This window comes from Sphingomonas sp. GW821-FHT09E03 (genome assembly GCF_059416225.1).
In genome coordinates this window covers 77,667-91,666 of sequence record NZ_JBWKOS010000006.1, presented here as the reverse complement: position 1 = coordinate 91,666, position 14,000 = coordinate 77,667, and the positions used below count along the sequence as shown (strand labels likewise).

Here is a 14,000-nt window from a genome sequence, read left to right as displayed (position 1 = left end):
GCAGTGGGGCCTCGTTCTATCGGTGTGTCGAACGCAGCACGTTCGATCCGGTTGCCAAGATAGGAACGCCTTTAGCCCGATGCACCCTGCCGTTCCAAGCGCGTAACGATATCGCCCGTCGCGATATAAGCCGCATCCACCTCGTCGAGGAACAGGCCATGGCCGAGCACGCCAGGAATACCCTCCAGCCAGCGCGCGGTGCCGCGCGGGTCGGCGAGCCCGCCCTCGAACACGCAATCGGCAATCAGATTGCCGCCATCGGTGACGAACGGCACGCCATCGATCATGCGGATCGTCGCGATCGGGCCGAGCGCGGCCATGATCGAGGCGCGCGCGAAGCCGAGAATCTCCACCGGCAGCTTGGCGTGGCCGATCGCCTCCACCCGCTTGGAGGCATCCGCGATCACCACCATCCGCCGCGACGCCGCCGCCACCACCTTCTCGCGCAGCATCGCGCCGCCGGCACCCTTGATGGCGAAGAAGCGCGGATCGATCTCGTCGGTGCCGTCGATCGTCAGGTCGAGGCTGTCCACCTCGGCGAAGTCGAGCACCTCGATCCCGAGCGATCGTGCGAGCGAGGCGCTCGCCTCCGAGGTCGCGACCGCGCGGATCGACAGCCCGGCCGCGACTCGCGCAGCCAGATGCCGGATCGCCCAGGCGGCGGTGGACCCGGTGCCCAGGCCGACGAGCATGCCGTCGGCCACTTCCGCGACGGCCGCTGCGGCCGCCGCGCTCTTTTCGTCATCGATCATGACCTAATTTCTACCACAAGGATGGACGGGCCGCGCCACCTGATGCACAGGAACGCGACATTGCCGATTTTGGTCCTCCGGCCGAAATCGGCGAGTCGTGCATTCCGTCGGGTGCCAGCCGCCCGCCAGGATAAAGAGAGCGGATAGAGCCAGTTGACAGCCACACGATTGAACCGATCGCTTCTCGCATCGGTAGCGGCCGCGAGTATCTTGGCGCTCGCAGCCTGTGGCGGCGGCGGCGACCAGGCGCAGGGTAAGGGCGCGGGCAAGGGCGGCGCCGGTCAGGGGCCGGTGACGGTCGGTTACGTCACGGTCCAGCCGAGCAGCGTCGCGATGACGACGACGCTCAGCGGTCGCACCACCGCCTTCGAAAGCTCCGACGTCCGCCCGCAGGTCAACGGCATCATCCGCCGGCGGTTCTTCACCGAAGGCTCGCTGGTGACCAGGGGCCAGCCGCTCTACGAGATCGATCCCCGCCTGTATCGCGCCGCGACCAACGAGGCGCAGGCCAATCTGGCGAGCGCGCGCGCCAACGCCGAGGCGACGCGGATCCAGGCCGAGCGCTACAAGCCGCTCGCCGCGATCGAGGCGGTTAGCAAGCAGGATTACACCAACGCGGTCGCCACCGCCCGCCAGGCCACCGCCGCGGTCGGGCAGACCCAGGCGGCGCTGCAGACCGCGCAGATCAACCTCAAGTTCACCACCGTCCCCGCGCCGATCACCGGCCGGATCGGACGCTCGCTGTTCACCGTCGGCGCGCTCGTCTCGGCAAGCCAGACCGACCCGCTCGCGCAGATCCAGCGGCTCGACCCGATGTTCGTCGACATCCAGCAGTCCAGCGGCGACATGCTCGCGCTGCGCCGCTCGCTTGGCCAGGACGGCATCGTCGCCACCCGTGCCCAGGTGCGGCTGACGCTCGAGGACGGCAGCGACTATGGCGCCACCGGCAGCGTCGAATTCTCCGAGGCGCTGGTCGACACCAGCACCGGCACGGTGACGCTGCGCGCCCGCTTTCCCAACAGCCAGGGGGTGCTGCTCCCCGGCATGTTCGTCAATGCGAGCTTCGCGCAGGCGACCAATACCCGCGCCTTCCTGGTGCCGCAGGCCGCGGTGGCGCGCGATCCCAAGGGCAATGCGACGGTCTATATTGTCGGACCGGGCGACAAGGCGATCCAGCGCACCGTCCAGGCGGACCGCGCGCAGGGCGCCTTCTGGGTGGTGACCAAGGGCATCAACGTCGGCGACAAGATCATCACCGAAGGCCTGGCCAAGATCGCGCCCAACCAGGCGGTGAAGGCGGTGCCCGCGAGCACGCCACAGGATATCGCCCCCCCGAAAAAGGGATCGAAGGACGCCAAGCAGGCGGCCGCACAAAGCAAGGCCGGCTGACCCGCTCATGATTTCCCGCATTTTCATCGACCGGCCGATCTTCGCCTGGGTGATCGCGATCATCATTATGCTGGGCGGGATCGGCGCGATGTTCGCGCTGCCGATCGCCCAATATCCCGATGTCGCCCCGCCGCAGGTAACGGTGCGCGCAACCTTCCCTGGCGCGTCCGCCCAGACCATCCAGAACAGCGTCACCCAGGTCGTCGAGCAATCGCTGACCGGAATCGACGGGCTGCTCTATTTCAGCTCCTCCTCCTCGTCGCGCGGGTCGGTGACGATCACCGTCACCTTCTCCAAGGGCACCGATCCGGACATCGCCCAGGTCCAGGTGCAGAATCAGGTCCAGCAGACGCTGTCGCGCCTGCCCCAGCAGGTCCAGCAGCAGGGCCTGATCGTCCGCAAGTCCAACCCGGACAATCTGCTGATCGTCGGCGTCTATGACGCTACCGACAAGATGACCAACCAGGACGTGTCGGACTATCTGGTCTCGAATCTCCAGGATCCGCTCGGCCGCATCAAGGGTGTCGGCGACACCAACGTGTTCGGCGCGCAATATGCGATGCGCATCTGGCTCAACCCCAACAAGCTGGCCAGCTACCAGTTGATGCCGAGCGACATCACCACCGCGATCACCAACCAGAACACCGAAGTGGCGGCGGGCGAGATCGGCGGCCAGCCGCAGCCCGACACGCAGATGCTCAACGCCACCGTGACCGCGCAGTCGCGGCTGCAGACGCCCGAGCAGTTCGCCAACATCATCGTCAAGACGCAGACCGACGGCGCTACCGTGCGGCTGAAGGACGTCGCCCGCATCGAGCTCGGCGCCGAGAACTATAACGCGCGCAGCCGCGTCAATCAGCATCCGGGTGCCGGCATCGCCATCCTGCTCGCGCCGGGCGCCGATGCGCTCGCCACGGCCGAGCTGGTCAAGGCCGAGATCGCGACCGCGGGCAAGGCGTTCCCGCCGGGGCTGAAATATGCCTATGCCAACGACACCACCGATTTTATCAAGCTGTCGATCGAGGAAGTGGTCAAGACGCTGATCGAGGCGATCATCCTCGTCGTCATCGTCATGTTCGTGTTCCTGCAAAGCTGGCGCGCGACGCTGATCCCGGCGATCGCGGTGCCGGTAGTGCTGCTCGGCACGGTCGGCATCTTCTACATCGCCGGCTTCTCGATCAACACCCTCACCCTGTTCGGGCTGGTGCTCGCGATCGGCCTGCTGGTCGACGATGCGATCGTGGTCGTCGAGAACGTCGAGCGGCTGATGGAGGAGGATCCCGATCTCTCGCCGCGCGACGCGACGGTGAAGTCGATGGACGAGATCACCGTCGCGCTGATCGCGATCGCGCTGGTGCTGTCGGCGGTGTTCCTGCCGATGGCGTTCTTCGGCGGCTCGACCGGCGTGATCTACCGCCAGTTCTCGCTGACCATGGTCTCGGCGATGGTGCTGTCGGTGATCGTCGCCCTCGTGCTGTCGCCGGCGCTGACCGCGACGCTGCTCAAACAGAAGAAGCGCGATGCCGACGGCAATGTCGAGAAAAGCTGGTTCGGCCAGCGCTTTCCGGGCGTCACCCACTTCTTCAGCCGCAGCGGCGAGAAGTTCAACGAGACGTTCGACAAGGGCATCGAGAAATATACCGGCGCGGTGAAGGCCGTGGTCGCGCGCAAATGGCTGTTCCTGCTGATCTATGCCGGCGTCGTCGCGCTGCTCGCGGTGCTGTTCCTGCGCCTGCCGACGGGCTTCCTGCCCACCGAGGACCAGGGCGGCGCCATCGTCCAGTTCCAGCTTCCCGCCGGCGCCACCCAGGGCCGCACCTTCGCGTTGCAGAAGCAGGTGGAGAATTACTTCCGTCAGCATGAGGGCAGCAACACCGTCACCATGTTCACCGTCAGCGGTGGCGGCGGCGGCGGTGCGAGCGGCCAGAACACCGGCCAGGGCTTCCTCGCCTTTCGCGACTGGGCCGAGCGCAAGGGCAAGGACAATAACGCCGACTCGATCGTCGCCCGTGCCTCGTCGGCGTTCAAGGGCTTCCGCGATGGCCAGGTCTATGCGCTGGTGCCGCCGGCGATCCGCGGCCTCGGCTCGTCCAACGGCTTCACCATGGAGCTGCAGAACACCAGCGGCATGCCACTCGCCGACTTCCAGGCAGCGCGTGACAAGCTGCTCGCCGCCGCGCGCGGGGATCCCGCGCTCGCCTCGGTCCGCCTCACCGAGCTGCCTGACGTCGCCACCCTCCAGGTGCAGGCCGATCCGCAGAAGCTATCGGCGCTCGGGCTCACCCAGGCCAACGTCAATTCGACGCTGTCGACCGCCTGGGGTGGATCCTACGTCAACGATTTCGTCGATCGCGGTCGCGTCAAGCGGGTCTATGTCCAGGGCGATGCGCCATTCCGCGCCGAGCCGTCCGATCTCAGCCAGTGGTTCGTGCGCGGCACCACCGGCGCGATGACCCCTTTCTCGTCCTTTGCCAGGACCAGCTGGGGCCAGGCGCCGACCACCCTGTCACGGTTCAACGGCATCCAATCCTACGAGATTCAGGGATCGGCGGCGGCGGGCAAGAGCTCGGGCGACGCGATGACCCGGATCGCCGAGCTTGCCGGCCAGGTGAAGGGCACCAGCATTGCCTGGTCCGGCCTATCCTATCAGGAGCGACTCGCCGGCGGCCAGGCGCCCCTGCTCTACGGCCTGTCGCTGCTCGTCGTCTTCCTGTGCCTCGCGGCGCTGTACGAGAGCTGGTCGATCCCGATCGCGGTGCTGCTGATCATCCCGCTCGGGCTGGTCGGCGCGATCCTGTTCGTGACGCTGCGCGGGCTGATCAACGACGTCTATCTGCAGATCGGGCTGCTGACGACGATGGGGCTGGCGGCAAAGAACGCGATCCTGATGATCGAGTTCGCCGAACAGGCCGAACGCGGCGGGGCGAGCGTGATGGACGCGGCGCTGGAGGCGGCCAAGATCCGTCTCCGCCCGATCCTGATGACCAGCCTCGCCTTCATTTTCGGCGTGATGCCGCTGGCGATCTCCACCGGCGCCGGCGCCAACAGCCGGATCGCGATCGGCACCGCGGTGGTCGGCGGCATGCTCAGCGCGACGGTGCTGGCGATCTTCTACATTCCGCTGTTCTTCGTGCTCGTTCGCAGCGGCGTCGGCGAGGGCATCGCCAAGCTGCGCGGCCGGCCGGTCAAGCAGCAGGACGGCAAGCCCAAGGATCCGCCCGCCCCGCCGATGCCGCCCACGACCGAGCCGGAGCCTGCCTGATGCGCCGCCTGATCCTTTCGCTGGTGCTCGCCGGCACCGCGCTGTCGGCCTGCTCGATGGCGCCCAAGTACATCCGTCCGGTGGCCCCAGTGCCGACGTCGTGGCCGGTGGGCGACGCCTATCTGCGCCAGTCGGAGGCGACGCTGCCGGCGGTCACCTACCGCGACATCTTCAAGGACGCGCGGCTCCAGCAGATCATCGATTCTGCGCTCGCCAACAATCGCGACCTGCGCATCGCCGCCGCCAACATCACCGCGGCGCGCGCGCAATATCGCATCCAGCGCGCCGACCTGCTGCCCGAGATCGACGCCACCGGCCGCTACACCCGTTCGGGCGGCGGCAACGGCACCCGCAGCACCGCGAGCAGCAGCACCGGCTCCGGCGGCACGGGCACCGGCACTGGGACGGGCACCGGAACAGGCACCGACACCGGCACGAGCACCGGCGGCACCGGCTCCAGCGTGGTCACCTCGTCGGGCTCGAGCAGTTCCTGGTCGGTCGACCTCGGCGCCACCGCGTTCGAGCTCGACCTGTTCGGCCGGGTCCGCTCGCTCACCGGCGCAGCACTCAACCGCTATTTCGAAACCGAGGCCGCCGCGCGCGCGACCCGCCTCACGCTGGTGGGCGATGTCGCCGAGGCGTGGCTCAATTATGCCGCCGACCAGAGCCTGCTGACGATCGCGCGCAACACCGCCGCCAGCGCCGAGCAGAGCGTTCGCCTCACCCAGGCGCGGCTCAGCGGCGGCGTCAGCCCGCGCACCGATCTCACCCAGGCGCAGCAGGTGCTCGAGACCGCCAACGCCGATCTCGCCGAGCAGACCACGCTGGTCGCGCAGGATGTCAACGCGCTCCAGCTGCTGGTCGGCGCGCCGGTCGATGTCGCGCTGCTGCCCGCCAGCATCGAAGAGGCGATGACCACGGTCGCCACCCTTCCGGCCGGGCTCGACAGCGGCATTCTGTTGCGCCGCCCCGACGTGGTCGAGGCGGAATATGAGCTGCGCGCCACCAATGCCGAGATCGGCGCCGCGCGCGCGGCGCTGTTCCCGCGCATCTCGCTCACCGGCCTGCTCGGCTTCGCCAGCACCGGCCTGTCGTCGCTGTTCACCGGCGGCGCCTTCAACTATTCGGTCGCGCCGTCGATCAGCTATCCGATCTTCCAGGCCGGCGCCGCCAAGGCCAATGTCCGCTACACGCAGGCCGAGCGCGACGTCGCGCTCGCGACCTACGAACGCTCGATCCAGACCGCGTTCCGCGAGACCGCCGATGCGCTCGCCCGCCAGGGTACGCTCGCGGCGCAGCTGCGTGCCAACACCAACTTCCAGGTCGCCGCGGCCGATACGCTGCGCCTCACCAACGCCCGCTATCGCGGCGGTATCGACACCTTCCTCACCAGCCTCGACGCGCAGCGGTCATACTATACCGCCCAGCGCACGCTGGTCGCGACCCAGCTGGTCGGCGCCACCAACCGCGTCGAGCTCTACCGCGTGCTCGGCGGCGATTCGCTGCTCGAGGCCAAGTCCACCGGCCCTGTGCCGGTGACCGCGGATACGCCCCCGCCGCCAGCACGGTAGGGATCGGCACCCGGGCTTGCCTTCGCGCGAGCGCTCTGAGAGGCTGGCGGTTCCGGGGGGATCGACAGATGAACGACTATAGCCTGCGCGGTTGCCGCATTCTCGTCGCCGAGGACGAATATCTGCTTGCCGACGATCTCACCAGCGCGCTTGCCGAGGTCGGCGCGGTGGTGGTCGGCCCCGCGCCCAGCCTCGCCGCGGCGCTGCGGCTGATCGCCACCGAGCCGCCGCTCGACGGCGCGGTGCTCGACATCAACCTCGCCGGCGAGGTGGTCTATCCCGTCGCTGACATCTTGATCGAGCGCGGCGTGCGGCTGGTGTTCGCCACCGGCTACGATGCCTCGGCAATTCCCCAGCGTTATGCCAATATCGCCCGCTGCGAAAAGCCGGTGTCGATGCGCAAGCTCGCCCAGGCGATCGGCCACGCGATCAGCCAGTGATCCGGTTCAGCGCCCCTGCCAGTTGCCGGGTCGCTTCTCGACGAACGCGGCCATGCCTTCCTTCTGGTCGGCGGTGGCGAACAGGCCGTTGAACAGCCGCCGCTCCACCTGCACGCCCTGCGCAAGATGGGTCTCGAACGCGGCGTCGACCAGCTCCTTGTTGGCGAGCACCGCAAGCGGCGCCATCGCGGCGATCGACGCGGCGGTCTTCACCGCCTCCTCGACCAGCTCGGCGACCGGCACGATCCGGCTCACCAGCCCGGCGCGTTCGGCCTCGGCGGCGTCCATCAGCCGGCCGGTCAGGCACATCTCCATCGCCTTGGCCTTGCCGACCGCGCGGGTCAGCCGCTGCGAGCCGCCCATCCCCGGCGTCACGCCGAGCTTGATCTCGGGCTGGCCGAAGCGCGCATTGTCGGCCGCCAGGATGAAGTCGCACATCATCGCCAGCTCGCAGCCGCCGCCGAGCGCATAGCCGGCGACCGCGGCGATGACCGGCTTGCGGGTCCGGGTCAGCTGCTCATAGCCGGCAAAATGATTGGTCGCGTACATGTCGGCGAATGACATGTCGGCCATCTCCTTGATGTCCGCGCCCGCGGCGAACGCCTTGTCGCTCCCGGTCAGCACCGCGCAGCCCTGCGCCGGATCGGCGTCGAACGCCGCCAGCGCCGCGAGCAGGTCGGCGAGCAGCTGGCCGTTCAGCGCGTTGAGCGCGGCCGGGCGATTGAGCGTGATCAGCGTCACCGCACCACGCTGGTCGACGAGGATGGTGTCGTAAGTCATCGGCGATAGGCTCCTTCAGGCAGGCGACCAGGCGGCGTCGGCCGACAAGGGCGCGAAGATCTGGTCGATGACGTGATCGGTGACGTCCGCGGCGGTCGCCGGCTGCCAACGCGGCGCATGATCCTTGTCGACGATCACCGCGCGCACGCCCTCGACGAAATCGTGGCGCTGCACCACGCGGGTGGCGACGGCATATTCCTGTGCCATCTCGTCGGCGAAGCTCGCCATCTGCGCGCCGTCATGGAGCAGGCGCAGCGACACCTTCATCGCCTGCGGCGATTTGCCGCGCAGCGTCGCCAGCGTCTCGGCGGCAAAGGCGCTGTCCGCCGTCTCGAGCGCGGCGAGGATGTCCTCCAGCGCGTGCGGAGCGAACAGCTGGTCGATCGCGTCGCGATGCGCGGCGAGTGTGCCCTCGCCGGGCACGTCCGCCACCTCGTCGAGGATCGCCGCCATCTCCGCGACCGGCCGCTCGACCAGCCACTGCTTCAGTTCCGGGAGCGTCGCCGCGCTGACATAATGGGTGGCGAGCCCCAGCGCCAGGCAGTCGGCGCCGTCGAGCCGCGCACCGGTGAGCGCGATATACTGCCCCATCCGCCCGGGCAGCCGCGACAGATACCAGCCGCCGCCGACATCGGGGAACAGGCCGATCCCGGTCTCGGGCATCGCCAGCCGGGTGTTCTCGGTGGCGATGCGATAGCGGCACGGCAGCGCCAGGCCGACGCCGCCGCCCATGGTGATGCCGTCCATCACCGCCACCGTCGGCTTGGCGAAGGTGAACAGGCGGTGGTTGAGGCGATATTCGGAAAAGAAGAAGGCGCGCGCCGCGGCGCCGTCGCCCGCGCCGCTGTCGGCGAGCAGGCGGATGTCGCCGCCCGCGCAAAAGCCGCGGCCCTCGGCGTGGTCGATCATCACCGCCGCCACCGCGCCATCGGCCGCCCAGCCCTCCAGCGCGCCGAGCATGCTTTCGCACATGCCCGTGTTGAGCGCGTTGAGCGCCTTGGGTCGGTGCAGCCGGAGGCGGCCGACCGGCCCCTCCGTCGCGCAGATGACATCCTCGCCGTCGGGTGTCTCGGGCCGGTTGATCGCCTCGTTCATGGAGCGCCTCTTAGAGCGGATCGCCCGGGGGTGAAATGGCCAACCGCCGGCTTGTCAGCGCCGCGCCGACCGGCGACGATACCGCCGATGCTCACCGCCCTGCTCCTCCTCGCCGCTGCGCCGCAGCTGTCGCCTGCCGAAACCCGGATGGCCGCCACTGTCGATGCCGAGTTCGACCGGTCGGTCGCGACGCTGGAGGCGCTGGTCAACCAGAATAGCGGCACGATGAACATCGCCGGGGTCACCGCGGTCGGCACCATGATGCGCCGCGAGCTCGAGCCGCTCGGCTTCGCGGTGAGCTGGAAGCCGATGACCGCCGCGGGTCGCGCCGGCCACCTCATCGCCGTCCACCGCGGCGCGGCGGGCACCACGCGCCTGCTGCTGATCGGCCATCTCGATACGGTGTTCGAGCAGGATTCGCCGTTCCAGCGGTTTGCGCGGCACGGCGACGAGGCGGCGGGCCCCGGCGTCGGCGACGACAAGGGCGGGATGGTGGTGATGCTCGCCGCGCTCCGCGCGATGAAGGCTGCGGGTACGCTCGCGCGCACCAACATCGAGATCATGCTCTCCGGCGACGAAGAGGATGCCGGCGATCCGCAGTCGCTGGCGCGCGCCGATCTGATCGCCGCCGGCAAGCGCGCCGATGCCGCGCTCGATTTCGAGGGGCTCGCGGTCGAGGACGGCCACGACATGGGCTCGATCGCGCGCCGCTCGGTCAACGACTGGTCGCTCGCGGTCACCGGCAAGACCGGCCATTCGTCGCGGATCTTCAGCGACGAGTTCGGCGACGGTGCCGCCAACGAGCTGGCACGGATCCTTGCCGCCTTCCGCACCGAGCTGCCCGAGCCCAACCTCACCTTCAACACCGGGGTGCTCGCCGCCGGCGCTACCGCGACCCTGGATACGGCGGGCGCCCGCGCCACCGGCAAGAGCAACATCATCCCCGCCGCCGCGGTCGCGTCCGGCGATTTCCGCACCCTCAGCGATGCGCAGACCGAGCGGGTCCGCGCCCGGATGATCTCGATCGTCGCCCGCCACGCGCCCGGCACCACGGCGACGATCAGCTTCAAGGGCGGCTATCCGGCAATGGCGCCCACCGCGGGCAACCAGGCGCTGCTCGCCGCGCTCAACGCGGTGAACCAGGACCTCGGCCTGCCCGCGATGCTGCCGCTCGACCCGCTCAAGCGCGGCGCCGGCGACATCTCGTTCGTCGCCGCCGATGTCGACGGGCTGGTCGGGCTCGGCACCGCCAGCCGCGGCGATCACACCCCCGCCGAGGTGATCGACCTGCAGAGCATCCGCCGCCAGGCCAAGCGCGCCGCGATCCTGATGACGCGGCTAGGGGCAGAGCGGCGGGCGCGGTAGCGCCCCCCAAAGATCCTTCGTCATCCTGAACTTGGTTCAGGATCCATGGCCCATCCCGCGCCGCGAGCACGGGGACAGCGCAGGCCATGGATGCTGAACCAAGTTCAGCATGACGACGCTCGGAGATCGATCAGGCCCCCTGCCCGAGCTGCAACGACAGCGCGCCATCCGCCGTCACCGTCGTGCCCGTGATATACCCCGATTCCGCCGCGGCGAGGAACACCGCGATCCGCCCGATCTCCTCGGGCTGCCCGGCGCGCCTGGCGGGGATGTGGCTCTCCGCCTCCTGGCGCTTGCCTTCGTCATCCATCGCTTCCTGGTTCATCGGCGTCAGGATCATCCCCGGCGCGATGCTGTTGACGGTGATCCGCCGCGCCGCGACCTCGAGCGCCAGCGTCTGGGTGAGGTTGCGCACGCCACCCTTGGCCGCGGCATAATCGGCACCGCCGGCGCGCATCACCGATTCATGGATCGAACTGATGTTGATGATCGCCGCAGGAGCGTCGTGGCCGTCGAGCTGGCGGATGAACCGCCGCGCGGCGAGAAACACGCCGGTGAGGTCGGTGCGCAGCACCCGTTCCCATTGCGCAAGGTCCATCTCGGCCACCGGCGTGTCGCTCATGTTGAGCCCGGCGGAATTGACCAGGATGGTGGGCGCGCCGAGCGCCGCGACGGTGGTGTCGAACGCGCGATCGACATCCTCCTCGCGGCCGACGTCGCCCTGGATCACCTCGACATTGCGGCCACCGGCGCGGATCGCTCGCGCGGTCTGCTGCGCGCCCTCCTCGTCGGAGTGATAGAGAATAGCGACATCCGCGCCGGCTTCGGCGAGCGCCCGCGCGCAGGCGGCGCCGATGCCCGAGTCACCGCCGGTGACGAGCGCGACGCGGTTGCTGAGGTCGATCTGCATGAAGGGGCTCCGATTGTCCGCAGGTTCAGCGTCTCCCAACCCGGCAGCGCCGCGCATGTTGCATGGCAGGCGCCGTCCACGCCGTGCCGCGACGCTGCGCTTGCACGGCCGGTCGCTTGCCCGCATCAGGGTCGCGTCGCCGAACATCGAGGTTATCATGCTGTTTGCCCTGCTGCTCCAGGCCGCCTCGCCCAGCCAGGCCGCGGGTCCACCGGGCCTGCCGCCCGCCGGCCCCGGCCAGCCGCCGGCGACCATGGTGGTGGAGCCGATCGCGATGGCAATCGCCACCTTCGATGCCGACGGCGATGGCCGCACCAGCCGCGCCGAGCTCGAGGCCGGGGTACGCCGCAGCTTCGCCGCGATCGACACCGCGCATGCCGGCGCGATCGGCTATATCGCCTTCGCCGATTGGGCGGAGCGCTGGCTCGGGGATCGCAACGCGCTGCCGAGCCCGTTCGAGATCGACGCCGATGGCGACAATCGCATCACCCTCGCCGAACTGCAGGCAAACCTTGCCCACACCTTTGACCGGCTTGATCGCGACCACGACGGCTATGTCACCCGCAAGGAACTGCTCACCATCCGCGCCATGACCAACGCCGCCGACCGGCCCGGGCGCAAGAAGCGCTAGGCCAAAAGTCGTCGCCGACCACGCCCGCGACGAACGGTCAGCCCCATCATTCCGTCATCCCGGCGAACGCTGGGATCTCAACCCGCAAACGCAGCACAGACGCCGCACATGACCATCCTGCGTCGGAGTGACGGCGTTGGCGGGCTGCCAACGAACAACCGCTGTCCTACAGCGTCGCACCATTGCTAGACTGACGGCGCAACACGCTGCCGCTCTTTGCCATCGTCAAACGATCCGAAACGATTGCCCGCAACTGTTTCGTCCGAGACTGACAACTTCCTCAACTTGTCGCCAAAACCACCGCATAGATACGGTAGTCGACTCACGCCAGCGACGCACCGACTCACCACGCCGCGGCTCGACACCACCGCTCTGCTCGGCCAGAAGCCGCCGCCATGACCTCGCGTTTCGCCTTCACCATCGCCGCCACCGACGGGCGTGCCCGTACCGGCACGATCGAGATGCACCGCGGCACCATCCGCACGCCGGCGTTCATGCCGGTCGGCACCGCCGCCACCGTCAAGGCGATGAAGCCGGCCGACGTCGCCGCGAGCGGCGCCGATATCATCCTCGGCAACACCTATCACCTGATGCTCCGCCCCGGCGCCGAGCGAGTGGCGCGCCTCGGCGGGCTGCACGGCTTCATGGGCTGGTCGAAGCCGATCCTCACCGATTCCGGCGGCTATCAGGTGATGAGCCTCGCCGATCTCACCAAGCGGTCCGAGGAGGGCGTGTCGTTCAAGTCGCACCTCGACGGCACCCGGCACCTGCTCAGCCCCGAACGCTCGATCGAGATCCAGCGGCTGTTGGGCTCCAACATCGTCATGGCGTTCGACGAACTCGTGCCGACGACCTCCCTCCCCGAGGTGCAGGCCGCCGCGATGGAGCGTTCGATGCGCTGGGCGAGGCGCAGCCGCGCCGCCTTCGATGCCGGGGGCGCGCATGGTGCCGAGAATGCAATCTTCGGTATCCAGCAGGGCGCGCTGAACGAAGGCCTGCGCAAGGCGTCGGCCGATGCGCTGATCGACATCGGCTTCGATGGCTATGCGGTTGGCGGATTGGCGGTCGGCGAGGGCCAGGAGGCGATGTTCGGCTGCCTCGATTTCGCACCTGGGCAGCTCCCCGCGGACAAGCCGCGCTATCTGATGGGGGTCGGCAAACCGACCGATATCGTCGGCGCGGTCGAGCGCGGCATCGACATGTTCGATTGCGTGATGCCCACCCGCTCGGGCCGCACCGGTCAGGCGTTCACCAGGACTGGTCCGATCAACCTGCGCAACGCCAAGTTCGGCGAGGATACCGGTCCGCTCGACCCCGCCTGCGGCTGCCCGGTGTGCGCCACCTGGAGCCGCGCCTATATCCATCATCTCGTCCGCGCCGGCGAGATATTGGGCGCAATGCTGATGACCGAGCATAACATTTGCTTCTACGAGGCCTTGATGGCGGACCTCAGGGAGGCCATTGCAGCGGCGCAATTAACCACCTTCGCCAGTGACTTCCGCGCGCGTTATGGCGGAGGACAGGGAGAGTAACATGGCCGATCAACCCAACGAGATCCTGGAAGCAGCCGCCGCGGCCAAGCACGCGCGCGACCATGCCGCGGCCGGCACCGCCGATCCGGCGAGCAAGAGCCGCTGGCCGATGCGGATCATCGGCGTCGGGATCGGCTCGGCCGCGGTCGCCGCGGCGGTGCTGTTTGCCAACTCGGGCAAGAAGAAGGATTGAGCGGATCGGCCGCGCAAGGCGTCGCGGTCGATTGACACCCTGCTCCGGCTCCGGGTGAACGCCAGGCATCATCCTGCCCG

Annotated in this window: 12 protein-coding genes; 8 read left to right on the top strand and 4 right to left on the bottom strand. The window is 68.7% G+C overall.

Annotated elements, in window-relative coordinates; all coding sequences use genetic code 11:
• Positions 1 to 71 precede the first annotated feature (71 nt).
• Positions 72 to 752, bottom strand: a complete 681-nt coding sequence (gene rpiA / locus AC07M8_RS14000; RefSeq protein ID WP_495174945.1) for a ribose-5-phosphate isomerase RpiA — start codon at positions 750 to 752, stop codon at positions 72 to 74.
• 207 nt (positions 753 to 959) lie between these two features.
• On the opposite strand from rpiA, the gene AC07M8_RS13995 reads away from it, so the two are divergent.
• The 4 genes from AC07M8_RS13995 to AC07M8_RS13980 all read left to right on the top strand — a co-directional run bounded on the left by AC07M8_RS13995 (position 960) and on the right by AC07M8_RS13980 (position 7,414).
• Entirely contained in the window at positions 960 to 2,141 is a 1,182-nt protein-coding gene (locus tag AC07M8_RS13995) for an efflux RND transporter periplasmic adaptor subunit (protein WP_495175006.1), read from the top strand.
• Between the two features lie 7 nt (positions 2,142 to 2,148).
• Entirely contained in the window at positions 2,149 to 5,403 is a 3,255-nt protein-coding gene (locus tag AC07M8_RS13990) for a multidrug efflux RND transporter permease subunit (RefSeq protein ID WP_495174944.1), read from the top strand.
• On the top strand, positions 5,403 to 6,974 hold the full coding sequence (locus tag AC07M8_RS13985; protein WP_495174943.1) for an efflux transporter outer membrane subunit: 1,572 nt from the start codon (positions 5,403 to 5,405) through the stop codon (positions 6,972 to 6,974). The genes AC07M8_RS13990 and AC07M8_RS13985 overlap by 1 nt, the downstream gene beginning before the upstream one ends.
• Before the next feature lie 68 nt (positions 6,975 to 7,042).
• Positions 7,043 to 7,414: a response regulator gene (locus tag AC07M8_RS13980; RefSeq protein ID WP_495174942.1), complete on the top strand. Its 372-nt coding sequence runs from the start codon at positions 7,043 to 7,045 to the stop codon at positions 7,412 to 7,414.
• Between the two features lie 6 nt (positions 7,415 to 7,420).
• Here AC07M8_RS13980 and AC07M8_RS13975 read toward each other — a convergent pair whose 3' ends face one another.
• Both AC07M8_RS13975 and AC07M8_RS13970 read right to left on the bottom strand, forming a co-directional pair.
• A complete protein-coding gene (locus AC07M8_RS13975; protein WP_495174941.1) occupies positions 7,421 to 8,194 on the bottom strand; it encodes an enoyl-CoA hydratase in 774 nt (257 codons plus the stop codon).
• A 15-nt stretch (positions 8,195 to 8,209) separates the two neighbouring features.
• Positions 8,210 to 9,289, bottom strand: a complete 1,080-nt coding sequence (locus AC07M8_RS13970) for an enoyl-CoA hydratase/isomerase family protein (RefSeq protein ID WP_495174940.1) — start codon at positions 9,287 to 9,289, stop codon at positions 8,210 to 8,212.
• An 87-nt stretch (positions 9,290 to 9,376) separates the two neighbouring features.
• Here AC07M8_RS13970 and AC07M8_RS13965 point away from each other — a divergent pair, with 87 nt between their 5' ends.
• Positions 9,377 to 10,654 carry a M20/M25/M40 family metallo-hydrolase gene (locus tag AC07M8_RS13965; RefSeq protein WP_495174939.1) on the top strand — a complete coding sequence of 426 codons (1,278 nt, stop codon included), beginning with the start codon at positions 9,377 to 9,379 and terminating at the stop codon, positions 10,652 to 10,654.
• A 130-nt stretch (positions 10,655 to 10,784) separates the two neighbouring features.
• On the opposite strand, the gene AC07M8_RS13960 is transcribed toward AC07M8_RS13965, so the two are convergent.
• Complete coding sequence (locus tag AC07M8_RS13960) at positions 10,785 to 11,564, bottom strand: SDR family oxidoreductase (RefSeq protein ID WP_495174938.1); 780 nt, start codon at positions 11,562 to 11,564, stop codon at positions 10,785 to 10,787.
• Positions 11,565 to 11,721: 157 nt separating this feature from the next.
• Here AC07M8_RS13960 and AC07M8_RS13955 point away from each other — a divergent pair, with 157 nt between their 5' ends.
• The 3 genes from AC07M8_RS13955 to AC07M8_RS13945 all read left to right on the top strand — a co-directional run bounded on the left by AC07M8_RS13955 (position 11,722) and on the right by AC07M8_RS13945 (position 13,920).
• Entirely contained in the window at positions 11,722 to 12,195 is a 474-nt protein-coding gene (locus AC07M8_RS13955; RefSeq protein ID WP_495174937.1) for an EF-hand domain-containing protein, read from the top strand.
• Between the two features lie 395 nt (positions 12,196 to 12,590).
• Complete coding sequence (gene tgt / locus AC07M8_RS13950) at positions 12,591 to 13,727, top strand: tRNA guanosine(34) transglycosylase Tgt (protein WP_495174936.1); 1,137 nt, start codon at positions 12,591 to 12,593, stop codon at positions 13,725 to 13,727.
• Between the two features lies 1 nt (position 13,728).
• On the top strand, positions 13,729 to 13,920 hold the full coding sequence (locus AC07M8_RS13945; RefSeq protein WP_495174935.1) for a hypothetical protein: 192 nt from the start codon (positions 13,729 to 13,731) through the stop codon (positions 13,918 to 13,920).
• The last annotated feature ends 80 nt before the right edge of the window (positions 13,921 to 14,000 follow it).

Bases quoted from the DNA above. Each gene is read 5' to 3' on its own strand.
- AC07M8_RS13960 (WP_495174938.1), bottom strand. From the start codon at position 11,564: ATGCAGATCGACCTCAGCAACCGCGTCGCGCTCGTCACCGGCGGTGAC.
- AC07M8_RS13970 (WP_495174940.1), bottom strand. From the start codon at position 9,289: ATGAACGAGGCGATCAACCGGCCCGAGACACCCGACGGCGAGGATGTC.
- rpiA (WP_495174945.1), bottom strand. From the start codon at position 752: ATGATCGATGACGAAAAGAGCGCGGCGGCCGCAGCGGCCGTCGCGGAA.
- AC07M8_RS13975 (WP_495174941.1), bottom strand. From the start codon at position 8,194: ATGACTTACGACACCATCCTCGTCGACCAGCGTGGTGCGGTGACGCTG.
- AC07M8_RS13955 (WP_495174937.1), top strand. From the start codon at position 11,722: ATGCTGTTTGCCCTGCTGCTCCAGGCCGCCTCGCCCAGCCAGGCCGCG.
- AC07M8_RS13990 (WP_495174944.1), top strand. From the start codon at position 2,149: ATGATTTCCCGCATTTTCATCGACCGGCCGATCTTCGCCTGGGTGATC.
- AC07M8_RS13985 (WP_495174943.1), top strand. From the start codon at position 5,403: ATGCGCCGCCTGATCCTTTCGCTGGTGCTCGCCGGCACCGCGCTGTCG.
- AC07M8_RS13945 (WP_495174935.1), top strand. From the start codon at position 13,729: ATGGCCGATCAACCCAACGAGATCCTGGAAGCAGCCGCCGCGGCCAAG.
- AC07M8_RS13980 (WP_495174942.1), top strand. From the start codon at position 7,043: ATGAACGACTATAGCCTGCGCGGTTGCCGCATTCTCGTCGCCGAGGAC.
- AC07M8_RS13965 (WP_495174939.1), top strand. From the start codon at position 9,377: ATGCTCACCGCCCTGCTCCTCCTCGCCGCTGCGCCGCAGCTGTCGCCT.
- tgt (WP_495174936.1), top strand. From the start codon at position 12,591: ATGACCTCGCGTTTCGCCTTCACCATCGCCGCCACCGACGGGCGTGCC.